The organism is Methylorubrum rhodesianum (genome assembly GCF_014199985.1).
Lineage (GTDB): Bacteria > Pseudomonadota > Alphaproteobacteria > Rhizobiales > Beijerinckiaceae > Methylobacterium > Methylobacterium rhodesianum.
This window is the reverse complement of sequence record NZ_JACHOS010000001.1, coordinates 528,956-550,019: the sequence shown is the minus strand read 5'-3', so window position 1 is coordinate 550,019 and position 21,064 is coordinate 528,956. Positions and strand designations below refer to the sequence as shown.

Genomic DNA, 21,064 nt, shown 5'->3' with positions numbered 1-21,064 from the left:
TCCTAATTCTGGCTGCTGGCGCCCGACCCGCGCCCTCCGCGGATTTCGATTGCGCCGGATTCCTTAGGATGCACGGGATGCTCCGCAAGGCGTCGGCAGCCTGCGGTTTCGCGTCCTACAATCCCGCCATCGTGGATCGGGCACGCACCTGCTTCGATGCGCTTGGTAGCCGCCGCGGCGCCGAGGCGATGCATACGGGCGCGGCCGAGTTCGAGCGCTGGAAGTCCATACGCAACCACGACGCCCTCTGCGGAACCCTGGCCGCCCGGTTTCCGATGGTCGTCAAGCCGTAAGCCGGGAGTCACAAATTCGACGGCTACCCGACTTGACCTGAGGGTGGCGTGGCGGATCTCGGATCAAGCAAGTGCATCGGTGGACGCCGCATCGCCGAGTCCGAGGACCTCAGAGAGGTAGGCGCGGGCCCGGCTGACCCGGCTCTTCACCGTGCCGACCTTGCACTTGAGCACCTCTGCGGCCTCCTCGTAGGTATAGCCCTCCGCTCCCACCATCATCAGGGCGATCCGCTGGGCCTCGGGAATGCCGGCGAGCCGATCCTGGAGGCCCCTCAAGCTCACCACCCCTTCCTGCTCGGGCGGGGCGACGAGCGTCGCGGCATGTGTGCCTGTCCGCCGTCAGCGGCCGTGAGACAGAGTGAGGCCCTTCACGAACGGAGGATGACTGGTTCATCGTAGCCCCCAAGGAGCGAAGATGAAGCAGACATCCGGGCCGGCACGGAAGCCGGCAGAGGCGGTGATCAAGGACATCCGCCGCGCCACCCGCCGCCAGTTCTCGGCCGAGGAGAAGATCCGCATCGTGCTGGAGGGCCTGCGCGGCGAGGACAGCATCGCAGAGCTGTGCCGACGCGAAGGCATTGCCACCTCGATGTACTACGGCTGGTCCAAGGAGTTCCTGGAAGCGGGCAAGAAGCGGCTGGCCGGCGACACGGCCCGCGCCGCCACCTCGGACGAGGTCAAGGACCTGCGCCGTGAGGCTCGTGCCCTCAAGGAGGTCGTGGCCGATCTCACCCTGGAAAACCGCCTGCTCAAAAAAAGTATGAGCGGAGCTGGGGAAGACGAGGCATGAGGTACTCGGCTTCTGAGAAGCTGGAGATCATCCGGCTGGTCGAGCAGTCCTCTCTGCCGGTGCGCGCCACCCTGGAGAAACTCGGCATCCCGCGCGCCACATTCTACCGCTGGTACGACGCCTACCAGCAAGGGGGACCCGAGGCCCTGGCCGACCGACCCTCTCGGCCCAGCCGGGTCTGGAACCGCCTGCCCACGGCGATCCGCGAGCAGATCGTCGTCCTCGCGCTCGAGCAGCCGGAGCTCAGCCCACGCGAGCTGGCCGTGCGCTTCACCGACGAGCAGCGCTCCTTCGTCTCGGAAGCCACGGTCTACCGCCTGCTCAAGGCGCACGACCTGATCACCAGCCCAGCCTACATCGTTGTCAAGGCAGCCGACGAGTTCCGTGACAAGACCACGGCCTCCAACCAGCTCTGGCAGACCGACTTCACCTACCTGAAGGTGGTCGGCTGGGGCTGGTACTATCTGTCGACGGTGCTCGACGACTTCTCCCGCTTCATCGTGGCCTGGAAGCTGTGCGCCACGATGCAGGCCAGCGACGTCACTGCCACGCTCGACCTGGCGCTCAGCGCCGCCGGGCTCGATCAGGTGCAGGTGGTGCACCGGCCGCGGCTGCTGACCGACAACGGATCGAGCTACGTCGCGGGTGACCTGGCCGACTGGCTCGGCAGCCGCGGCATGACCCACATCCGCGGTGCTCCCCGCCATCCCCAAACTCAGGGCAAGATCGAGCGCTGGCACCAGACGCTGAAGAACCGCATCCTGCTCGAACACGCCTATCTGCCCGGCGAGTTGGAGGCGCGGGTCGGGGCGTTCGTGGAGCACTACAACCACGTCCGAGCTCATGAGAGCCTGAACAATCTCACGCCGGCCGACGTCTACTTCGGCCGGGGCGAGGCCATCCTGCGCGAGCGGGAGCGGATCAAGCGCCAGACTCTCACCGACCGCCGCTTGCGCCACCACGCGCAGGCTGCCTAACTTCTCAACCCAGGTGGACCAGTGCCTCCGTTCCTGAGGCCCGCAGCCTGTCTCAAATCATCTGACGACGGACAATCCTCGCCGGATGGCGGCTCCTCCGGAATGCGCCGGTCCTTCGGTGGGAGCGACCTGGCGGTGGCCCGTGGGCATTCGGACATGGCTGGCTCCGGGAACAGTGCCGGGTCCGGTGCGATCCTCGGCCACTGAAAAACGAGCCTGCGGCGTCGGCCTTGATCTGGGTCAAAAGTCGGGGAGCCCCGCACTTGGCCGGCACCGAGCCTCCATTGATCTGTCTCAAGGCCCGGTGTCGCGGTTGTCTGAGGATGTCCAATCCGACGACGGCCCTAGCGGTCATGGGCCCGGCGGCCGAGATGGAGGTCACGATGACCACGTTCGACGAACGCGAGCAGGCCTTCGAGCGCCGCTTCGCGCACGACGAGGAGGTGCGCTTCCAGGTGCGCACCCGGCGCAACCTGCTCCTGGCGACCTGGGCCTGCGAGCGGATGCGGCTGGGGAAAGACGCGGCCGCGCGCTTCGTCGAGGACTTCACCGACCGGGGCGTCCTGACCGCCGACGAGCCACTGGTCGCCGAGTTCCAGGCTGACCTCAAGGCGGCGGGCGTCGAGGAGACGCTCCCAGCCCTGCGCACGGAAATGGAGCGCTGCGCCGCCATCGCCCGGGCCGAGCAGCGCGTCGGGCTTGCGCTGGATCAAGGCCGACCCGCCTAGGGCGCCCACACTCCCACCGCTGCGACCATGCCAGCCACCGGGAGAGATGCCATGACCGACAAGGACCTGCGCCGCGACGTGCTTGACGAGCTCGACTTCGACCCCAGCCTCGACGCGGCCGAGATCGGCGTCGCCGTCTCGGACGGGGTCGTCACCCTGACGGGCCACGTCGGCAGCTACGCCGAGAAGGTCGAGGCCGAGAACGCCGTGCGCCGCGTCAAGGGCGTGCGCGCCATCGCCCAGGAGATCCAAGTCCGGTACGCTGAGGCCAAGAAGATCGAGGACGACCAGATCGCCGCCCGGGCGCTCGCCATCATCGACTGGTCGGTGCACCTGCCGAAGCAGGCCATCCAGGTGAAGGTCGCCAAGGGCTGGATCACGCTCACCGGCGCGGTGCCCTGGCAGTACCAGGCAATGGGGGCCGAGGCTGCCGTGCGCAAGCTCTCCGGCGTCGTCGGCGTATCGAACCTCATCCAGGTCAAGCCCGAGGTCAGGCCCGCCTTGGTCAAGGACAAGATCCTGGAAGCGTTCAAGCGCGGCGCGATGTTCGAGGCCGATGGAATCAAGGTTCGGGTCGAGGGCGACAAGGTCACGCTGGAAGGTGCCGTGACGGCCTGGGCCGACCGCGAGGCGGCTGAGCGCGCGGCCTGGTCGGTGCCGGGCGTGCGAGCCGTCGAGGACCGCATCGTCGCCCTGAGCTGAGGAAATCCGCCATGTCTCATGGAACGCACGGCATTGATGCCATCGCTCCCCGGTTCGCGCAGCGTGCCGGCAATCCGGACGTCACGGCCAGGCTGCGCCGGGTGACCCTGACGCTGGCACGCTGCCCGGAGCATCCGGAGGGCAGCGCGGGCCGCGGCTACGACATCGTGGCCCCGCTCGGTCCCGACGGCCGCTTGGACACGGCGCTTTGGCACGAGGCCCGCGACCACTGCCGTGCCCGCCGCTTCTGGACGGGCGAGCCGGACCGGCACGGCCGGCTCGTGCACCGCGCCGGCGGCGAGGGCGGCGCCACTTGGCTGATCGACTACGAGGACTGGACGAACGAGGACGACGAGGCAGCCTACCGGCTTGGCACGCACGCCTTCGTCGAGGGCGAGTACGTCTCGATCCGCGAGGCGGGGGAGGAGGAGTACCGCACGTTCAAGGTCGTCCGCGTCGACGCGGCAGGCGTGGGAGGCCATCCATGATCCCGATGTCCCGAACCCTGCCGGCGGGATCTCCCCGCCCGGAACTGCCCTTGCCGGAGCCGGCATGGCTCGCCTTGTGGCGCGCCTTCTGGCTCGACTTGCCGGTCGCAGATACCCACAAGATTGGCCGCATGTCGTTGCGGTGCCTGCAGCCGCCGGCGGACTGGTCGAGCAAGACGGACACGCCCTGAACGTTGCCTCCGGCGTTTGGCCACGGCAGCCGTCCCTCGAAGTCCTCGACCAGCGGACCGGGGCCGTCATGTGCGGGGTCTTCCTGCCCGGCATGCCCCCTGCTGCAGGTTCGGCGGGAGGATCTCGTGGGTCACGTCCTGCCCCGTCTCGGCCTCGCGCACGCTGATCCTGACGCCCTGACGGATGAGCCGCTCGACGTCACGCGCCGACAGGTAAGCCTGGCTCTCGGGGTCGTAGAGCCTGCAACCGCTGTACCGTCTCAGGTGGCGAATGGATGAGGGCTTCCTGCGGGTCATTCTCACAAGGGCACGGACGAAGCCCCCTTCTGACAGCTTTCTTTAGTTGGAATAATTAAATTGTGCTTGCAAGTTGCGCAACGTCTTTGCCCCTTACGCGGCGGCTTGGCCGGGATCATCATCGCCCGAACGACAAGGGGTCCCGGCCGTTGTGGTTCTTAGCCAGAAAGCCGGCCATCGATAGGGCGATCTCGCGCTCCTCGTCCGCGGGCACGATCCGGACCTCGACCGCCGCCCTCTGGACTCCGATGTGTTCCTCGCAGCGGTCGTTGGCAGCCTCGTCAAGCGTCACGTTGGCGAAGGCTAGACCGCGGCAGACGGCGGCCCGAACCTGCGCCGAGTGCTCGCCGATGCCGCCAGTGAAGACGAGGGCATCGAGCCCGCCGAGCGCCGCGATGAGGGAGCCCGCCTCGCGCACGATCCTGTAGGCGAACAGGTCGAGGGCCTCGCGCGCCTCCGGAGCCCCGCTAGCCTTAAGCACCCGCACGTCGTCGCTGATGCCGGAGACGCCAAGGAGGCCCGAGCGCTCATTCAAGAGTTCGGCCACCGCGTCGGGGGTGAGGCCATGCTCCCGGATCAGGTGCAGCACCAAGCCCGGGTCGACCGCGCCGCTGCGGGTGCCCATCATCAGTCCGTCGAGCGTCGTGAAGCCCATCGTGGTGGCGACGCTGCGCCCGTCCCGGATCGCGCACAGGCTGGCCCCGTGTCCAAGATGGGCCGCCAGGACCCGGCCATGCGGAAACGTCCGGGCGACGTGGGCGTAGGACAGGCCGTGGAAGCCGAACCGCACGAGTCCCACGTCGATGAGGGCGCGCGGCAGCGGGTAGAGCTGCGCGAGCCTGTCCTGCGTCCGATGGAAGGCCGTGTCGAAGCAGGCGACCTGTGGCAGGTGCGGCCACGTCTCCGCGACCGCCCGGATGCAGGCCAGCGCCTGCGGCTGGTGCGCCGGCGCCAGCGGCACGAGCTGCTCCAGCGCCGCCATCACCTCCGCGTCGAGGCGCACCCGCGCCGCGTGGCGCAGGCCGCCATGGACGACGCGATGCGCCGCCGCGGTCGGGGCCGCGGGCAGCCGCGCGAACAGCCAGCGGGCGACGGTCGCATGGTCGTCTTCCGGGGGACGCTCGCCCTCCTGAGAGGCGCCGTCGACGGTGAGGTTCGGCTCATGCCCGATCCCGGCCACGTGCGCCCGCCAGGCCGGTGCGTCTGCCCCTGACCGGAACAGGGCACAGCGCAGGCTGGAGGAGCCGGCGTTGAGGACGAGGATCATCGCCCGGCCTCAGGCGATGATGGTCCAGTCGTCCACGGTCTCGCCCGGCCGGAGCTCCCCCGTGCCGGCTTCGGCCGGGCCGCACTGCATGATGTCGCCCTCGATGCGGCGGCGGTCGGGATGCTCGTGGGCATACCGCTCCGGCCAAGCCCAATCCCGCACCTCCGGCAGGTCGTCACCCGTCTGGCAGACGTACTCGCGGTGGCGGGCCAACGCGTCCCGGAGTGCCTGCTCGGCATGCTCGGCCCGCGTTCGCAACCCCGCGACGGCGCGCAGGGCGGCCTGCGCGAGGTGGAAGCGGTCGAGCCGGTTCAGCACGCAAATGTCGAAGGGCGTGGTGGTCGTGCCCTCCTCGATGAAGCCATGCACGTGGAAGTTGCCGTGGTTCGTGCGCTTGTAGGTCAGCCGATGGATGAGCCAGGGATAGCCGTGGTAGGCGAACACCACCGGCCGGTCGCGGGTGAACAGGCTGTCGAAGGTCGGGTCGTCGAGCCCGTGCGGGTGTGTCTCGCGCGCCGGGAGGGTCATCAGGTCGACGACGTTCACCACCCGGACACGCAGCTCCGGGACGTGGTGGCTTAGCCAGTGGACCGCCGCGAGCGTCTCTTGGGTCGGCACGTCGCCGGCACAGGCCATCACTACGTCGGGCTCGTCCTCGCCCTCGTTCGAGGCCCAGTCCCAGATCCCGGCACCGGCCGCGCAGTGCCTCGCAGCCTCGTCCAGGTTCAGCCACTGCAGCGCCGGCTGCTTGCCGGCCACGACGACGTTGATGCGGTCGTAGGTCCGCAGGCAGTGGTCCATGGCGCAGAGCAGGGTGTTCGCGTCCGGGGGCAGGTAGATCCGGGCCGTGTCGCCGCGCTTGTTCGCGACGAAGTCGATGAAGCCGGGATCCTGGTGGCTGAAGCCGTTGTGGTCCTGCCGCCAGACGTGGGACGAGAGCAGGATGTTAAGGGACGGCACCGGCCGACGCCAGGGCAGGTCGCGCGAGGACTTCAGCCACTTGGCGTGCTGGTTCACCATCGAGTCGACCACGTGCACGAAGGCCTCGTAGGTGGCGAACAGGCCGTGCCGGCCGGTTAGGACGTATCCTTCGAGCCAGCCCTCGCAGAGGTGCTCGCTCAGGATCTCCATGACGCGCCCATCCCGGGCGAGGTGGTCGTCGCCCGGCAGTACCGCCTCCTGCCACGCGCGGCCCGTCACCTCGAACACCGCGTCGAGCCGGTTCGAGGCAGTCTCGTCGGGGCCCATGATGCGGAAGTTGCGTGCCTCCGCGTTGAGGGTGAGCGTGTCCCGCAGGTACGCCCCGAGCGCGCGGGTGGCCTCGAACTTGGTGCGGCCGGGCTCTGGCACGGCGACGGCGAAGCGCCGGAGGTCCGGCAGGCGCAAGGGAGCGCTCTGGTGCGCGTTGGCGTGCGGGTTGGCCGAGAGGCGACGCTGTCCCTTCGGCGGCAGCGCGGCGAGGTCATGCACGAGCGAGCCGTCCTCCGCGAACAGTTCTTCGGGGCGGTAGGAGCGCATCCAGGCTTCCAGGATGGCGAGATGCGCCGGGTTTTCCCGCGTGGCCGCCACGGGCACCTGATGCGAGCGCCACGTCCCCTCGACCGGATTGCCGTCGACGGTCTTCGGTCCCGTCCATCCCTTGGGGCTGCGCAGCACGATCATGGGCCAGCGCGGTCGCCCGGCCTCGCTTCGGCCGGCGCGCCTCCGGATCTCTGCGACGGCGTCGAAGGCCGCGTCGAGGGCCGTGGCCATGGCTTGGTGCATCGGGGCCGGCTCGTCCCCCTCGACGAAGGTCGGCTCGTAGCCGTAGCCGACGAGAAGGCTCCGCAGCTCCTCCGGCGGCATGCGGGCGAGGACGGTCGGGTTGGCGATCTTGTAGCCGTTGAGGTGCAGGATCGGCAGGACCGTCCCGTCATGGCGGGCGTCGAGGAACTTGTTCGAGTGCCAGGCCGCCGCGAGCGGGCCCGTCTCGGCCTCGCCGTCGCCCACGACGCAGGCGACCGTCAGGCCTGGGTTGTCGAGGGCCGCACCGAAGGCGTGCGCCAGGGAATAGCCGAGTTCCCCGCCCTCGTGGATCGAGCCGGGCAGTTCGGGCGAGGCGTGGCTCGGGATGCCGCCTGGGAACGAGAACTGCCGGAACAGTCGGCCCATCCCCTCCGCGTCGCGCGCCACGTCCGGATAGATCTCGCCGTAGGTGCCCTCCAGGTACTCGTTGGCCACGAGCCCTGGCGCGCCGTGCCCGGGCCCCCAGACCGCGATCATGTCGAGGTCGCGCTGGCTGATGACCCGGTTCAGGTGGGCATAGATGAAGTTGAGGCCGGGCGTCGTGCCCCAGTGCCCGAGGAGCCTCGGCTTGACGTGCTCGGGCTTGAGCGGCTCGCGCAGCAGCGGGTTCCCCATGAGGTAGATCTGCCCGACCGACAGGTAATTCGCGGCGCGCCAGTAGGCGTCGATGCGCTTGAGGCTGTCCGGTCCGAGCGGCCCGGGCACGAACGCCGGTGCGCGTCCGTCGCCCCGACGACCGCCTTCGTGGCGCTCCCTCGTTCCAAGCGTCGCGTCCATGTCGGCCTCCCGGCGGAGCTGGTCTCGGCGTCGACCGTGCCGGCGGACGGGGCAGGCGGCGTTGAGGTGGATCAAGGCGCCCTCGGGGCGCGCCGCCAGGATGGCTCCCGTCAGAACGGCAGGAGCGAACGATGACCCTGGTGCTTCGAACCACCTACATCCAGACGGTGCGCCGCGTGCGGGTGCCGGTCAGGCTGGCGCCGCGAAACGACGCGGGCCAACGGGTGGTCGCGGACGGCTACCGCTACCGGAGCATCGGGAGCCTGCAGGCCCTGGCCCTGGCCATCGTGGCGTCGGCGGCGACGCCGGCGCTGCTTTGGCTGGTCCTCTGAGCATCACACCCAAACGAGGAGACGGGCGATGGACGACATCACCGTGCACCGGCACGTGCTCGACGAGCTGGAATACGCCCCAATGATCGACGCGGCGCAGATCGGCGTCACCGTCGAGAACGGCATCGTGACCCTGACCGGCCATGTCCGGAACTACGCGGAGAAGAGCATCGCCGAGCGCGTCGTACTCCGGGTCCGTGGCGTCCGGGGCGTGGTCGAGCGGATCGAGGTTCGTTACCCCGACAACCCCAGCATCGGCGACGAGGCCCTGGCCGAGCGCTGCGCCCGGGTGCTCGAATGGGACGTCCGCATCCCAGAGGGCTCGGTCACGCTGAAGGTCGCGAAGGGCTGCGTCACGCTCGAAGGGTGCGTGCCGTACTACCACCAGAAGGCGGCTGTCGATAAGGCCCTGCGCCGTCTCGCCGGCGTCACCGACATCGTCAACAGCATCGCCGTGAAGCCGCCGGCCCAGGCCGCCGAGGTCAAGTCCCGCATCCTCGCGGCTCTAAGGCGGAGCGCCCGGGACCCGGACACCATCCAGGTCCTGGTCGACGGCGACAGGGTGACCCTCGACGGCTGCGTCGAAGTCTGGCGCGAGCGCGAGCTCGCCGAGCGCGCCGCCTGGGCCGCGCCGGGCGTGCGCGCCGTCGAGGACCGACTGACGCTCGCCTGCTGAGGTTCGTCGATGCTGGCGATGGTGCTGCAGGGGGTCGGCGCCCCCCTGGTGCCCGAGGAGCGGCCGGCCCCGGAGCCCGGACCCGGCGAGGTCCGGATCCGGGCTCCGGGGCCTGCGCCGTCTGCCGCACGGACCTTCACGTCATCGACGGAGACCTGCCCCAGGCTGTCTACCCCATCGTCCCGGGCCATGAGGTCGTCGGCATTGTGGAAGCGGCCGGCGCGGGCGTAACGGCGCCGCTTCCTGGCAGCCGAGTCGGCGTGCCCTGGCTGGGACACACTTGCGGCCACTGCACCTACTGCAAGACCGACCGGGAGAACCTCTGCGACGCCCCCGGCTTCACCGGCTGCACGCGCGACGGCGGCTTCGCGAGCCACCTCGTGGCCGAGGCGGCCTTCATCATTCCGCTCGACCCGAGCCTGGACCCCGTCGCGACGGCACCGCTCCTCTGCGCCGGGCTGATCGGCTGGCGCACCCTGCAGATGGCCGGGGATGCCCTGAGCATCGGGCTCTACGGCTTCGGGGCGGCCGCCCACATCGTCGCCCAGGTCGGCCGCTGGCAGGGACGGCGCGTATTCGCGCTCACCCGCCCCGGCGACCGGGAGGCGCAGGAGTTCGCCCGCTCGCTCGGGGCGGTTTGGGCCGGGGGCTCGGACGAGGCGCCGCCCGAGCGGCTCGACGCCGCCCTCGTCTTCGCGCCCGACGGGAGCTTGGTGCCGGCGGCCCTCAGGGCCGTGCGCAATGACGGCTGGGTGGTCTGCGGCGGCATCCACATGAGCGACATCCCGGCCTTCCCCTACGACCTGCTCTGGGGCGAGCGGTCCGTGCGCTCGGTGGCCAACCTCACCCGCGAGGACGCCCGTACCTTCTTCGAGACCGCGCCGCAGGCAGGCATCGTCACCCGCACGCGCACCTACCGGCTCGCGCAGGCCAACGAGGCTATTGGGGCCCACCGCTCCGGAATTCTGCATGGCGCGGCCGTGCTCGTGCCCTGATGGCCGAGGTCAGCCGGGGCCCTCGCTCGCGTCCACTCCAGGAGCCTTGGACCGGCCGTGCCGGTTCGCTCAGAGTATTCGCACCAAAGGAGGCCATGGGTTTCGGTGTTGCCCGCGTTCGCGACGAGCCCTCGGGTTGAGCCACGTCAATGCGGGCGGGTCACGGACGGCCCTCCATGCCGCGGCGTTCGCCATGGAGGGTCGGCACGATGAACCCGCTGGCGCGGAAGCTGGAGCACTTCACCCGGTTGACGGCCGCAGACAAGGCGGTCCTCGACGACCTCGCGGCCCTCCCGCATCGAACCTATGCGCCGCACACGGACATCGTTCGAGAGGGCGAGCCGCCCAGGGTCATGCGCCTGATCCTCTCGGGCTGGGCCTGCCACTACAAGATGCTGGAAGACGGCCGGCGGCAGATCGTCGGGTTCGTCCTCCCCGGCGACTTGTGCGACCTGAACGTCCCGATCCTGCGTGCCATGGACCACGCGCTCGCGGCCATCACGGCCGTGAGCTTGGTGGAGGTCTCGACGGATACGCTCGGCGCCATGACGCTGAACCATCCGCGCCTGCTTCGGGGCCTCTGGTGGGAGACGCTGGTCAGGGAGGAGATCCTGCGCGAATGGACGCTGAACCTGGGGCAGCGGGACTCGCTGGAACGCACGGCCCATCTCCTCTGCGAACTTTTCGTACGCCTGGAATGCGTCGGGTTGGCTGACGGCCCGAAGTGTCCGTGGCCGCTCACCCAAACCGAGCTCGCCGACACCCTCGGCATCTCGACCGCCCACACCAACCGGGTCCTCCAGGAGCTGCGCACGCGAGGGCTGATCATCCTGAGGAACAGGACGCTGACCATCCCGGACCTCAAGGCGCTCCAGCGCGTCGCCCTGTTCAACCCGAACTACCTGCACCTAGAGCGCGAGGTCGCGTGAGGGCGCCCGAGGTTCCCGTTCGCCCTCACCGAAGGCTGGGGACCAGCCGGTAGCTCACCCTGCGCGTGTAGTCCCCGTACCCGGCAAAGTCGTTCCTCGGCGAGGCTGGCCGGGTTGCCCATCCAACCCTTAGTCCCTGCCCGGGCGAGAGCTCCACGGTCGCGCCCGAGCCGCCCCTAGGCCGGCCCAGCGACTTGATTCCCCGGCGCGGGCGGCGCCGGGTCCGTCAGCGCCTCCAGGCCAGTATGCGGCGCAGGACCGCGTCGTGCCACAGGTAATGGTGCGCCAGCGCGGCCGCGGAATGGAAGAGGGCAAGGGCCATCAGCAGGTGGGCGGCGAGGCCGTGCCAGCGCGTCAGCGGTTTCCGCCATTCCGGATCACCGAGCTTGGGCAGGTCGACGGGTCCGATCAGGTGGACGCCGCGCACGAAGGCGTTCGCGATGCCGAGGGCAACGATGAGCAGCAGCAGCAGGTACAGCGCCGCGTGGGTGCCCTTGGCCACGCGGTGCAGCGGCCCGGCATCCTCGATGGGCAGCCTGCGGCCGCCCGTTCGGCGCCACGCCATGAACGCGACGAGCACGACGGCGAGGACAAGTCCGAGGTCGAAATGCGCCGACCATACCCCCGAGCGCAAAACTCCCTTCGGCAGGAGGTCTTCCAGGAAGGTCCCGATCAACCAGAGCACGGTCACGAGGGCGGCTGTCAGCCAGTGCAGGGTGACGGTGCCACGGTCATAGCTGGGTTCTGTCGGTCGCATCGAGCGTTTGCCTTCGTCACGGGAATGGGACCGGCTCACCGGCGGAGCCAGACGGTGACGAGGCTCGCCACGAGGGCAGCGAGCCCGCAGGTCTCCCCGACGCGGCCGAACCCTGCCGCGGAAAGGGCGGCGACGGCTCCGGCCACCACGAGGACGATCCCGAGGACAAGCAGCCGGTCGATCAGCCAGTTCATGGTCATGGACCGGTTCGAGCCTCCGCGCCGCCGGCGTCCGCCGCCGCACGGGGCAGCGCCCGCTCGCCCTTGCCGCTAAGGAACCACAGGCCGGCCGTCTCGATGTCGCTCCCGCCGCGCATCCTCGGCCTGACGAGCCCCCGCGCGAGCAACGAGCGGATGGTGCGCATTTCCCAAGGGGCGAGCGAGACCAGGGGGCCGTCGCGATGCAGGCGCAGCAACATCGCCCGTTGCCCGGGGGTCAGGGCGCGCCAGCCGGCAGGTCTCCCTCGCGCTCTCATCTTGAATTAGAATTAGTGTAATCTACTCGGATTGCGCAAGTCGTTCCCCGGACAAATGGCGAGGCGGCGGGGCGGCCACCCCCGCCCGGCCGAAGGCGATGGTGGTGCTCACATGAGGGGATTTTCGGGGCTAATCCGGAGAATGCTCGGCGGGCATCCATGGCGGCCGCGCGCCTACCGCATGGTCCGCGACAGCGAGATCGAGCCCGGTGCCACTGCGGGAACCGTGGTCTACGAGCTGGCCGGATGGGATGTCGGCTGCGCGGCCGCCGATACCCAGGCGCTGGGGACGGAATGCCTCAGCGTGACGTTGAAGCCCGACGGATCGCCCCCGTTCTTCGTCGTCCCAGTACGGGACCTGTCCGCCTGCGCGAGGCCGGCGTCCCGTTGAGATGGATCAAGGCTTTGGCCGCCGCCGCGCGCAGGATCTCTCCGGCAAGCCGGTGAGCCCGGCAGCGGGAGGCGGTCATGAAGATCTCCAACGTCATGGTCTCGGTCGACCTCGGGGCCGCGGCCGCGGACCGGGTCCAGCTGGCGGCCGGCCTCGCGGAGCGGTTCGAGGCCAGGCTGATTGGGGTCGCCGCGCGCCCGGTCCTGGCCCCCATGCCGGTCGGCGACATGCTGGAGGTCGAGCGGGTCTGGGCCATCGAGGAGCGCCTGGCGGCCGAGCAGCTCGCGGAAGCCAAGGCCCTGTTCGAGCGCGAGGCCGGGGCCGCGGAGGGGACGGCCTGGCGCTCGGCGCCGGCCCAGCCCCTGGCCTACCTCGTCGGGCAGGCGCGGGCCGCCGACGTCGTGGTGGTCGGCCGGCAGGGGCCGGCAGACGGCGACCCGGGCCCGATGGGCGTCGCGGCCGGGGCGCTCCTGATGGAGGTCGGGCGGCCGGTGCTGGTCGCGCCGCCCGGCATCGAACGCCTCGCGGCAAAGCGGGTCGTGGTGGCCTGGAAGGACACGCGCGAGGCGCGCCGCGCAGTCCACGACGCGCTGCCGTTCCTGACCCGGGCCGACGAGGTCCTCGTCGCGGTGGTTGGCCCCGATGCCGACCGGGAGGGCGCCGAGGACGTGGCCGCCTATCTCTCCGACCATTCTGTGGCTGTCACCACGCACCTGCTGCGGAGCCCGGAGGTCAGCGCCGCGGACGAGATCCTCCGGTTCGCCGGTCGCGAGGAGGCGGACCTCGTCGTGATGGGAGCCTACGGGCACAGCCGCCTACGCGAGTGGATCTTCGGGGGTGCAACCCGTGACGTCCTGCAGACCACGCCCGTCTGCTGCCTGATGAGCCACTGATGCGTCCGGCAGCCCTCAACCTGATCGGCGCCCTCACGCTTCTGTCGAACCTGATGGCCGGCCCCGCCACTGCCTGGGACCGGCAGGTGAAGCAAGGCGAGACGCTCGCCCGGACCAACTGCGCCCGGTGCCACGCGGTGGGGCGCGTCGGAGGAAGTCCACTGCTCGCGGCGCCGCCCTTCCGTGAGTTGCACATGCGCTACCCCGTCGAGGATCTCGGCGAGGCGCTCGCCGAGGGCATCCGCACCGGACACCCCAGCATGCCCGAGTTCCGGTTCGACCCGGACCAGGTCGAGGCCCTGATCGCCTACCTGAAGACCCTGGAACGCTGAGCGAGGAGATCCCCGATGTTCCTGCGCTGCCTCCTCGTCCCGACCGCGCCCGGTCTCGACGCCACGCGCCGGCTCGACGCCGCCCTGCGCCTGGGCCGGCGCCTGCGGGCCCACATCGGCGTCGCCTTCATGGCGCCGGGCCCCGAGCACGTCATGGCCAGCATGGCGAGCCTCGTGCCGATGGACTGCGCGACCATCGAGGCCATCGCGCGGGGCGTGCGCGAGGCCGCGGCCGAGGGCAAGGCAGCCCTGGAAACCTGGTGCGAGCGCGAGGGTGTGGCGTTCATGCCGGAGGGCGACCGGCTCGACGCTACTTTCGTGACCTGGACCGAGCTCTCTGGCGAGGTCGAGCCTCTGCTCACCCTCGCCGGCCGGATCAACGACCTCGTCATCGTCGACCGCCCGAACCCGGATGAGCCCTTCACCGGCCGCGCGCTCGACACTGCCCTGTTCTCGGTCGGGCGCCCGACGCTCATGGTCGGTGAGAGCGTGCCCTACGACCTGCTCGACCACGTCGTGGTCGCCTGGAACGGCAGCCTGGAGGCGACGCGCCTGATCGGCCAGTCCATCACGCTGCTGCACGAGGCCGCCAGGGTCACTGTCGTGCATGCGCGCACCGATCGCTTCGAGGAGGCGCGGGCGGCCGACCTGTGCGCCTACCTGCGCTGGCACGGCATCGTGGCGGAGGCCGCCACCCTGGAGGTCGAGGATGGGACTTCGGTCGGCGCGGCCATCCTGGCCGAGGCGGGGCTGCGGAACGCCTCGATGCTGGCGCTCGGCGCCTACACCCACAGCCGCGTGCGCGAGTTCCTGCTCGGCGGCGTCACCCGCCATGTCATCGAGCACGCGCACATCCCAATGCTCATGGCCCACTGACCGACCGTGAGTGCAAGGAGGCGGAGCCGACGGACGCTCTAGCCCAGGCCTGTGCCTCCACTCGCCGCTGCAGGTCGTGGCAGTGCATATGCGGGGGCGCCGTGCCGCAGTCCAAGCTGCAGGTCTGGTGGGGCTTGCAGAACCACCGCAGGGTTCCGCTCTTCAGGCAGGAGCCGGAGCAGTGACGATGGGGCGCGTTTGCCGGCTCAACAAAGGTTCCTCTCGAATCGGGTGAGCCCGGCCTCGACTGTGCATGGATAGCCGATGCGCTCGCCATGACCGCGGCGAGGCCCAGTTGGGCAGCGCGTGCCGCGGCTGTACGCGCGACGGCGGACATCAGTGGCTCATCAGGCAACAGATAGGGGCATATGCCAGAAGGTCGCGAGTGACGCCGCCGAAGGCCCATTCGCGGAGCCGACCGTGGCCGTAGGCACCCGCGACGAGCAGGTCGGCGGCCTGCTCGGAAGCGGCGTCCACGAGGGCCTCGGAGGCTGCGGAGCCGCAAGCGTCCTTCCGGACGGACGTGGCGTAGACGTCGTGGACCTGCAGCAACCCGACGATGTCCTGCGGATCGGCCGCGCCGTCCCCGTCGTCGACGGAGATCACGACGACCTGGGACGCCCGCTTGAGGAAGGGCAGCGCGTCCCAGACCGCCCGGCGCGCCTCACGGGTGTCCTTCCAGCCCACTGCGACACGCTTGGCGTCGAGGTGGTCGACCTCGGGCGGCACCACCAGGACCGGCTGCCCGAGACGCATGACGAGGTCCCCCGGGTCGACCGAGAACAGCATGGTCCCGGGCTCGGTCTTGCGCCCGACCACGACAAGGTCGGCGGCGGCGGCCTGCGCGACGAGGAAGGGCAGCGGGAGCTCGATGTTGGAGCGCCACTCGACGCGGCTGCGATTGCCGGCCGCCTCCTCGAAGGCGGCGTGCGCCTGCCTGAGGTCATTCAGCACGGTCTCGTTCGAGGCGGTCAGCGCGTAGGCGCTCGCCGGCGTCGGTCCCACCGGCGGCACGGCGTAGGCCGGCGTTTCGGCCGCCACGCCGATCAGGCGGGCGCGGAACTCGTCGGCGAGGTGGCCGGCCAGGCGCACGCGGTCGCGCGCCTCCGTCGTCAGGTCCATCGCCACCATGATGCTGGCAAAGGTCATGGGAGGTCTCCGGCCGGCAGGCAAAGACGGGGTTGGGAATGCTTGATGGGTATGGTCCGGGACCACACCCATCCGGCGGGGCTCAGCCCAGCGTGAGGTGGTCCTCGACGGCGCGCACGCCCGGGGCCGACCACGCGGCATTCTCGGCGAGCTCGCGCTCGTACCAGGCGTTCACCTTGCCCTCCAGGACGACCTTGGCGTCCTTCACCGTCACCTTGATGGCGTCGGCCTCAAGCTCGGCGTTGCGCTTGAGCGCCGCCATGATCTTCGAGCGCACGTCGGGCACGCTCGCCTTCGGGGTCACCTCGATGGTGTTCATGATGCCGGCGACCCCTGCGAGGCGCCGGATCGCGCGGTAGGCCTCCTCCCGCTGGTACTGCCAGTCGACCTTGCCGGAGAGCGTCACCCAGCCGTTCTGGACCTTCACCTGCACGGCGCCCTTGGGCACGGTCACCGACCAGTCGAGCATCTGCACCGCGCGCTGGGCGATGTCCTCGTCGCGCGGCGGTGTCTCGCCGCCGAAGCGGACCTGGATCTCCTCCACCACCCCGCGCACGCCGCGCACCTTCTGGGCGGCCTTCTCGGCGGCGACGCGCTCGGTGTAGCTGCCGACGTGGCCGGTGAGCGTGACGATGCCGTTTTCCACGGCGACGCCGATGTGGGCGGCGTCGATGCTCGGGTCGAAGTCGAGCTCGTCGATGACGTTCTGGCGAATCAGCTTGTCGCCCATGGTCCGTCTCCTCGATGAGGCCCAGGTCGTACCTGGCCGGAGCCGACGCTAGGCGCGGCAGGCCGTCGGACATTGATCCAGCGCAAGCTCCTCTCCGGCCGCGATCCTACCCAGCATCGGGCAAGTCCGCGGGCAGCCCGGGACGGCGCAGGAGGCGGCCACGGCCGAGACCATGTCCCGGGCATCGAACAGCCGGTCGAACACGGGCACGTCCGCGAAGGCGCCCGGCACCCGGGCGTTGCCGGCGATCAGGGCGAAGGGGATGCCGCGCCGGCGCAGTGCGCAGGCGAGCGGAAAGCCAGGACCCCAGTTGAGGTCGACGCTCACCACCGCGAAGTCCGGGGGGCTTCGGTCTAGGCTCGCAGCGGCATCCTCGCAGGTGCCGTAGGGGCCGCTGACGGCGCAGCCGGCGCCAGTGAGCACGTCCTCCAGCCACATGCCCGGCAGCGCCTGAGGCTCGGCCACCAGGACGGTGGGTTGCCTCTCTCCGCCACATGCCTGCATCGCACGATTCCCGTTCCCGGTTGCGGTGCATGAAGAATGGACCGGGCGAGCCAAGCCGCCTTGCGCTGGATCAAGGGAGCGCGGCGGTGGCCAACATGGCGAGGACGGCGAGCAGCATGCAGGCCGTGGCGGTCCAGCCGAGCAGCCTGAGCGGACCGCGCACCGCGAAGGCGCCCATGATGTCGGCGCGCGCCGCCGCCAGCATCATTACGGCCATGACGGGGACCGCGATGACGCCGTTGACGACCGCACTCCAGTAGAGCGCGCGGATCGGGTCGACGGCACCCAGGCTGATGACCATGCCCACCAGCGTGGCGAGCGCCACCGTGCCGTAGAAGGCCCGCGCCTCCAGGAGGCGGCGGCCGAAGCCCACGGGCCAGCGCCGCGCCTCGCCGACCGCGTAGGCCGCCGAGCCCGCGAGCACCGGGACCGCCAGCAGCCCGGTCCCGACGATGCCGAGGGCGAAGACCGTGGCGGAGAAGGGGCCGGCCAGCGGGCGCAGCGCTTCCGCGGCCTGCGCCGAGGTCTGGATGTCGGTGATGCCGCGCGGGTGAAGAACCGCCGCGGTCGTGACCATGATGGCGAGCGCCACCAAGTTCGAGAAGGCCATGCCGACGAGGGTATCGACCTCGATGCGGTGGAGCGCGGCTCCGCCCTGCTCGGGCGCGTGCAGGAGGTCGCGCCGGCGTGGGTAGGCGTGCAGGTCCTCGGCCTCCTCGGCTGCCTGCCAGAAGAACAAGTAGGGGCTGATCGTGGTCCCGAAGAGGGCCACCAGCGTGGTCAGGCCGCCACCGCTGAGGTCGAGCTGCGGAACGGCCAGGGCCAGCCCGAGGTCCCACCAGGAGACGCGAGCGAAGATCACCACGCCCAGATAGGCGAACAGGCTCAGCGTCAGCCACTTCAGGACGGCGACGTAGCGGGTGTACTGCAGCACGAGCTGCATGAAGGCGCAGATGCCGGCGAACAGCACGACATAGAGCCAGCGCGGGCCCGGCAGCAGCAGGTTCAGGGCGTCCGCCATGGCGCCGAGGTCGGCCCCGAGGTTGAGGATGTTGGCCACCAGCAGGAGCAGGACGACGGACTGCAGCAGGCCATTCGGGTAGTGCTCGCGCAGTACGCCCGCGATGCCGTGGCCGGTGGTGCGCCCGATCCGGGCCGAGACCATCTGCACGGCCGCCATCAGCGGCAGGGTGTAGAGCATGGTCCAGCTGAGGCCGTAGCCGAGCTGGGCCCCGGCCTGGCCGTAGGTCGCGATGCCGCTGGGGTCATCGTCCGAGGCACCCGTGATCAAGCCGGGGCCGAGGACCCTCAGCAGGCGCGGCTTCGACGGCCCGACGGCGGGGCTCGGAACCTCCGGGTCGTCGGCCTTCTCGGCCGCGGGGAGGTGAGCGGTGCTCATGCGGCCGACTTCGACGGCGCAGCCTCCGCTCCGGGCCGGACCGTGCGCGCCACTCGCAGGGCGGCGGCGAGGTCGTCGCGGTCGGTGCCGTAGCGGTGGCACAGGTCTTCCAGCCACCGGGGCGGGGCGGCATCGATGTCCGGGATGTCGGAGAACGGGACGTGGTACATCCCGTCGAGGGCCTCGATCCCGTAGCCGGTGACCGCCCATTGCCGCCCCTGCCAGTGCACGGGTTCGGTGAGTTCGTGGCTCATCCCCACCTCCTCAGGCGGCGTGCTGGCTGAGTTCGACGACCTCGCAGGTGTCGGCCCGCAGTCGCCAATCGACGACGCCGTCGGCCTCGCAGAGCATCGCCTTGGCCGCGTAAGCGGCTGCGACGTCCGAGCGGGCGTGGACCACCGCCTGCCGCTGCAGGATGCGATGGTCGTGGCCGGTGTCGTCCAGGACGGTTTTATGGAAGGTGACGAGATACTCGTGCATGGTTCGCCTCCGCTTGCTGGTTGGGGCGAAACCTGGGGCCGGCCGGGGTGGCCGGCCTTGATCCAGCGCAAGGCCACCGGCGCTCAGGTGCCGGTCGCCGGCGGGAAGAGGCGCTCGCGGCCGGGCTCGCCGTCCGCCGGACGGTGGGCCTTCGCGGCGCGGTGGGCGCGTGCCTTGCCGTGCATCGGCCAGTAGCGCTCCATGGCGAGGTAGGTGAACGAGGCCGACCAGCCGATCAGGAGCAGGCCGTTTAGCGCCTCGACGCCGGTCAACAGCCGGGCATGGCCGACCGGCGCGTGGTCGCCGTAGCCGAGCGAGGAGTAGGCCACCACCGAGACGAAGAGGCAGTCCTCGAAGCTCTCGATGGGCACGCCCGAGAAGGCACCGAGCCCGAGCCGCAGGACGAGGAGCCAGTAGGCGGCGGCGTAGATCCAGACCGCCACCGTATGCCCGACGAAGGCGGCGAGCACCACGGCGACGATGCGCCAGCGCGGCGGCACGGGCAACTCGGCGAGGTGCTCCGAGGTGAGGCGGAGCGTCTCGTAAAGCACCAGGATGGTGACCGCGACGAGCACGACGCTGGCGGCCAGGACGACGAGCATGGTTCCGGTCCGAGGAAGGAGCCTGTGGTGAACCTGCCAAAGCGTCCGGGAGCCGCCTTGACCTGCCTCAAGGCCGCGGGATGCCCGCCCGTCACGCCGTGATCCAGATCAAGGCGGACCTCCATCCGATGCCGTCCCCTGCCGGCCGGCGACCCTGTCGCGCGCCCCGAGCCAGGAGGCGGTCATGGCGGACATCCACGTAGCCGAGGGTCTCTGGACCACAGGCATGCTGCCCGAGGGCGTACTGGAGCGCTGGCTTGTCGCGGACGGAACAACTGTGCGGGCCGGCGAGGCCGTGGCCGCCGTGCGCATCGGCGAGGCGTTGCACGACATCGTCTCCCCCGCCAGCGGCCGCCTGGAGGTGCTGGCGCCGGCGAGCGAGGTGGTCGACCCCGGCTGCATCATCGCCGAGGTCCACGCCTGAGTTCCCGCGGCGGGCAAGCGCCCGTCGGCGGCCGCGACGACAATGCCAATCGAACATGGTGGAGGCAGGTCATGTCCCAGGCACGTATGCGGGTCACGCCCTCTCCGGGCTGGGGCACGGACGAGATCCTCGTCGGCGCCCTCGAACACCTGGCCGGTACCGCGCTGGTGTTGGCCGCCTGGGTCCTGGTCTTCGCCGACCAAGGCCCGGCCGCCTTCTCGGCGCTGCTGCCGGGCTTGGTGATCCTCTCGCTCACGGGGATCAACCAATTTCGTTTCCGCCCGTCCTTCGAGCGCGCGGTCGCGCTCGCCGGGGCATGGACGGTCCTGGCGCCGTGGCTCCTCGGGTTCGCAGTTAACGACGCCGCGACCTGGGCGCACGTTACCGCGGGGGCCGTCGCCATAGGCGCCGCCCTGACCCGCCTCAGGATCGCGAGGGCTTCATGACCGCTCCCTCGCCACGGCGGTCCGGAACCCTCGCACTGGGCAGCCTGCTCGCTGCCTTCGTCGGCTCCCCGGTCATGGCCGGTGGGATCGAGGACCGCCGCGTTCGTGGCTGGACCATTGCCACGCAGCTCTGCAGCCAGTGCCACGTCATCGGCCGCGGGTCGCAGGCGGGCGAGTTTTCCGGCCCCGCCTTCCTGCGGGTCGCCAACATGCCTTCAACGACGGGGCCGGCCCTCGCGGTTTTCCTGCAGAGCCACCACGAACGGATGCCGAGCCTGCGCCCCGACCGCGATGAGATGGACGCGGTCATCGACTACATCCTCAGCCTGAAAGGGCCTTAGCCTCACGTCCGTGAGCCTGGGATATTTACGGAGCGGCC

General features: G+C 70.3%; 28 protein-coding genes and 2 pseudogenes. 16 read left to right on the top strand and 14 right to left on the bottom strand.

The window, feature by feature from the left end; translation table 11 throughout:
- Positions 1 to 77: 77 nt before the first annotated feature.
- A complete protein-coding gene (locus HNR01_RS02410; protein ID WP_017483128.1) occupies positions 78 to 293 on the top strand; it encodes a hypothetical protein in 216 nt (71 codons plus the stop codon).
- A 63-nt stretch (positions 294 to 356) separates the two neighbouring features.
- On the opposite strand, the pseudogene HNR01_RS02405 reads toward HNR01_RS02410, so the two are convergent.
- Positions 357 to 581, bottom strand: a pseudogene (locus HNR01_RS02405) (sigma factor-like helix-turn-helix DNA-binding protein); the annotation flags it as partial.
- A gap of 127 nt (positions 582 to 708) precedes the next feature.
- Between HNR01_RS02405 and HNR01_RS02400 the strand changes: the two are divergent.
- The 4 genes from HNR01_RS02400 (at position 709) to HNR01_RS02385 (ending at position 3,978) form a co-directional block, all read left to right on the top strand.
- Positions 709 to 2,060, top strand: a protein-coding gene (locus HNR01_RS02400) for an IS3 family transposase (RefSeq protein WP_183666369.1) whose coding sequence is annotated in 2 segments (ribosomal slippage) — positions 709 to 1,045 and positions 1,045 to 2,060 — 1,353 coding nt in all. Because the reading frame shifts where the segments join, the coding sequence is not laid out codon by codon here.
- Positions 2,061 to 2,443: 383 nt separating this feature from the next.
- Positions 2,444 to 2,788 (top strand): DUF1476 domain-containing protein, encoded by a 345-nt coding sequence (locus tag HNR01_RS02395; RefSeq protein ID WP_026105329.1) that lies wholly within the window; start codon positions 2,444 to 2,446, stop codon positions 2,786 to 2,788.
- 51 nt (positions 2,789 to 2,839) lie between these two features.
- Positions 2,840 to 3,490 carry a BON domain-containing protein gene (locus HNR01_RS02390; protein ID WP_183666367.1) on the top strand — a complete coding sequence of 217 codons (651 nt, stop codon included), beginning with the start codon at positions 2,840 to 2,842 and terminating at the stop codon, positions 3,488 to 3,490.
- Positions 3,491 to 3,501: 11 nt separating this feature from the next.
- Entirely contained in the window at positions 3,502 to 3,978 is a 477-nt protein-coding gene (locus HNR01_RS02385) for a hypothetical protein (RefSeq protein WP_017483122.1), read from the top strand.
- 257 nt (positions 3,979 to 4,235) lie between these two features.
- Here the strand turns inward: HNR01_RS02385 and HNR01_RS02375 are convergent, their stop codons facing one another.
- The 3 genes from HNR01_RS02375 to HNR01_RS02365 form a co-directional block, all read right to left on the bottom strand.
- Positions 4,236 to 4,466: a polyhydroxyalkanoate synthesis regulator DNA-binding domain-containing protein gene (locus HNR01_RS02375; RefSeq protein ID WP_017483120.1), complete on the bottom strand. Its 231-nt coding sequence runs from the start codon at positions 4,464 to 4,466 to the stop codon at positions 4,236 to 4,238.
- A 118-nt stretch (positions 4,467 to 4,584) separates the two neighbouring features.
- Entirely contained in the window at positions 4,585 to 5,733 is a 1,149-nt protein-coding gene (locus HNR01_RS02370) for an acetate/propionate family kinase (protein ID WP_183666366.1), read from the bottom strand.
- A gap of 9 nt (positions 5,734 to 5,742) precedes the next feature.
- On the bottom strand, positions 5,743 to 8,295 hold the full coding sequence (locus HNR01_RS02365) for a phosphoketolase family protein (protein ID WP_017483118.1): 2,553 nt from the start codon (positions 8,293 to 8,295) through the stop codon (positions 5,743 to 5,745).
- Positions 8,296 to 8,426: 131 nt separating this feature from the next.
- On the opposite strand from HNR01_RS02365, the gene HNR01_RS02360 reads away from it, so the two are divergent.
- From HNR01_RS02360 to HNR01_RS02345, 4 genes and pseudogenes are all read left to right on the top strand, one after another.
- A complete protein-coding gene (locus HNR01_RS02360) occupies positions 8,427 to 8,627 on the top strand; it encodes a hypothetical protein (RefSeq protein ID WP_017483117.1) in 201 nt (66 codons plus the stop codon).
- Positions 8,628 to 8,655: 28 nt separating this feature from the next.
- Positions 8,656 to 9,303, top strand: a complete 648-nt coding sequence (locus HNR01_RS02355) for a BON domain-containing protein (RefSeq protein WP_017483116.1) — start codon at positions 8,656 to 8,658, stop codon at positions 9,301 to 9,303.
- Between the two features lie 9 nt (positions 9,304 to 9,312).
- Positions 9,313 to 10,298: pseudogene (locus HNR01_RS02350) on the top strand (zinc-dependent alcohol dehydrogenase family protein).
- 209 nt (positions 10,299 to 10,507) lie between these two features.
- The gene (locus tag HNR01_RS02345) at positions 10,508 to 11,227 is read left to right on the top strand and encodes a Crp/Fnr family transcriptional regulator (protein WP_017483115.1); all 720 of its coding nucleotides are present in this window, start codon (positions 10,508 to 10,510) and stop codon (positions 11,225 to 11,227) included.
- 226 nt (positions 11,228 to 11,453) lie between these two features.
- On the opposite strand, the gene HNR01_RS02340 is transcribed toward HNR01_RS02345, so the two are convergent.
- Genes HNR01_RS02340 through HNR01_RS02330 form a run of 3 tightly spaced genes read right to left on the bottom strand, consistent with a single transcriptional unit; the run spans position 11,454 to position 12,402 of the window.
- Positions 11,454 to 11,984 carry a cytochrome b gene (locus tag HNR01_RS02340; RefSeq protein WP_017483114.1) on the bottom strand — a complete coding sequence of 177 codons (531 nt, stop codon included), beginning with the start codon at positions 11,982 to 11,984 and terminating at the stop codon, positions 11,454 to 11,456.
- Between the two features lie 35 nt (positions 11,985 to 12,019).
- Positions 12,020 to 12,184 carry a hypothetical protein gene (locus HNR01_RS02335; RefSeq protein ID WP_017483113.1) on the bottom strand — a complete coding sequence of 55 codons (165 nt, stop codon included), beginning with the start codon at positions 12,182 to 12,184 and terminating at the stop codon, positions 12,020 to 12,022.
- The gene (locus tag HNR01_RS02330) at positions 12,181 to 12,402 is read right to left on the bottom strand and encodes a hypothetical protein (RefSeq protein WP_017483112.1); all 222 of its coding nucleotides are present in this window, start codon (positions 12,400 to 12,402) and stop codon (positions 12,181 to 12,183) included. Before HNR01_RS02330 ends, HNR01_RS02335 begins: the two co-directional genes overlap by 4 nt.
- 238 nt (positions 12,403 to 12,640) lie before the next feature.
- Between HNR01_RS02330 and HNR01_RS02325 the strand changes: the two genes are divergently transcribed.
- The 4 genes from HNR01_RS02325 to HNR01_RS02310 all read left to right on the top strand — a co-directional run bounded on the left by HNR01_RS02325 (position 12,641) and on the right by HNR01_RS02310 (position 14,951).
- Positions 12,641 to 12,850: a hypothetical protein gene (locus HNR01_RS02325; protein ID WP_157228087.1), complete on the top strand. Its 210-nt coding sequence runs from the start codon at positions 12,641 to 12,643 to the stop codon at positions 12,848 to 12,850.
- A 77-nt stretch (positions 12,851 to 12,927) separates the two neighbouring features.
- Positions 12,928 to 13,743: a universal stress protein gene (locus tag HNR01_RS02320; protein ID WP_017483110.1), complete on the top strand. Its 816-nt coding sequence runs from the start codon at positions 12,928 to 12,930 to the stop codon at positions 13,741 to 13,743.
- On the top strand, positions 13,743 to 14,075 hold the full coding sequence (locus HNR01_RS02315; protein WP_017483109.1) for a c-type cytochrome: 333 nt from the start codon (positions 13,743 to 13,745) through the stop codon (positions 14,073 to 14,075). Before HNR01_RS02320 ends, HNR01_RS02315 begins: the two co-directional genes overlap by 1 nt.
- Before the next feature lie 15 nt (positions 14,076 to 14,090).
- Positions 14,091 to 14,951 carry a universal stress protein gene (locus tag HNR01_RS02310; RefSeq protein WP_017483108.1) on the top strand — a complete coding sequence of 287 codons (861 nt, stop codon included), beginning with the start codon at positions 14,091 to 14,093 and terminating at the stop codon, positions 14,949 to 14,951.
- A 336-nt stretch (positions 14,952 to 15,287) separates the two neighbouring features.
- Here HNR01_RS02310 and HNR01_RS02305 read toward each other — a convergent pair whose 3' ends face one another.
- The 7 genes from HNR01_RS02305 to HNR01_RS02275 all read right to left on the bottom strand — a co-directional run bounded on the left by HNR01_RS02305 (position 15,288) and on the right by HNR01_RS02275 (position 19,815).
- Positions 15,288 to 16,100, bottom strand: coding sequence for a universal stress protein (locus tag HNR01_RS02305; protein WP_017483107.1), 813 nt, complete (start codon positions 16,098 to 16,100; stop codon positions 15,288 to 15,290).
- An 82-nt stretch (positions 16,101 to 16,182) separates the two neighbouring features.
- The gene (locus HNR01_RS02300) at positions 16,183 to 16,830 is read right to left on the bottom strand and encodes a BON domain-containing protein (RefSeq protein WP_017483106.1); all 648 of its coding nucleotides are present in this window, start codon (positions 16,828 to 16,830) and stop codon (positions 16,183 to 16,185) included.
- Positions 16,831 to 16,878: 48 nt separating this feature from the next.
- Positions 16,879 to 17,334, bottom strand: a complete 456-nt coding sequence (locus HNR01_RS02295) for a response regulator (protein ID WP_026105328.1) — start codon at positions 17,332 to 17,334, stop codon at positions 16,879 to 16,881.
- A gap of 70 nt (positions 17,335 to 17,404) precedes the next feature.
- Positions 17,405 to 18,733, bottom strand: coding sequence for an NRAMP family divalent metal transporter (locus HNR01_RS02290; RefSeq protein WP_183666364.1), 1,329 nt, complete (start codon positions 18,731 to 18,733; stop codon positions 17,405 to 17,407).
- Positions 18,730 to 18,987 carry a hypothetical protein gene (locus HNR01_RS02285; RefSeq protein ID WP_017483103.1) on the bottom strand — a complete coding sequence of 86 codons (258 nt, stop codon included), beginning with the start codon at positions 18,985 to 18,987 and terminating at the stop codon, positions 18,730 to 18,732. The genes HNR01_RS02290 and HNR01_RS02285 overlap by 4 nt, the downstream gene beginning before the upstream one ends.
- A 10-nt stretch (positions 18,988 to 18,997) precedes the next feature.
- Positions 18,998 to 19,213 (bottom strand): hypothetical protein, encoded by a 216-nt coding sequence (locus tag HNR01_RS02280; RefSeq protein WP_017483102.1) that lies wholly within the window; start codon positions 19,211 to 19,213, stop codon positions 18,998 to 19,000.
- An 83-nt stretch (positions 19,214 to 19,296) separates the two neighbouring features.
- Positions 19,297 to 19,815: an ion channel gene (locus HNR01_RS02275; protein WP_017483101.1), complete on the bottom strand. Its 519-nt coding sequence runs from the start codon at positions 19,813 to 19,815 to the stop codon at positions 19,297 to 19,299.
- Positions 19,816 to 19,999: 184 nt separating this feature from the next.
- Between HNR01_RS02275 and HNR01_RS02270 the strand changes: the two genes are divergently transcribed.
- From HNR01_RS02270 to HNR01_RS02260, 3 genes are all read left to right on the top strand, one after another.
- Entirely contained in the window at positions 20,000 to 20,239 is a 240-nt protein-coding gene (locus tag HNR01_RS02270) for a biotin/lipoyl-containing protein (RefSeq protein ID WP_017483100.1), read from the top strand.
- Positions 20,240 to 20,310: 71 nt separating this feature from the next.
- Positions 20,311 to 20,685 (top strand): SPW repeat protein, encoded by a 375-nt coding sequence (locus tag HNR01_RS02265; protein WP_017483099.1) that lies wholly within the window; start codon positions 20,311 to 20,313, stop codon positions 20,683 to 20,685.
- On the top strand, positions 20,682 to 21,026 hold the full coding sequence (locus tag HNR01_RS02260; protein ID WP_017483098.1) for a c-type cytochrome: 345 nt from the start codon (positions 20,682 to 20,684) through the stop codon (positions 21,024 to 21,026). The genes HNR01_RS02265 and HNR01_RS02260 overlap by 4 nt, the downstream gene beginning before the upstream one ends.
- Positions 21,027 to 21,064 lie beyond the last annotated feature (38 nt).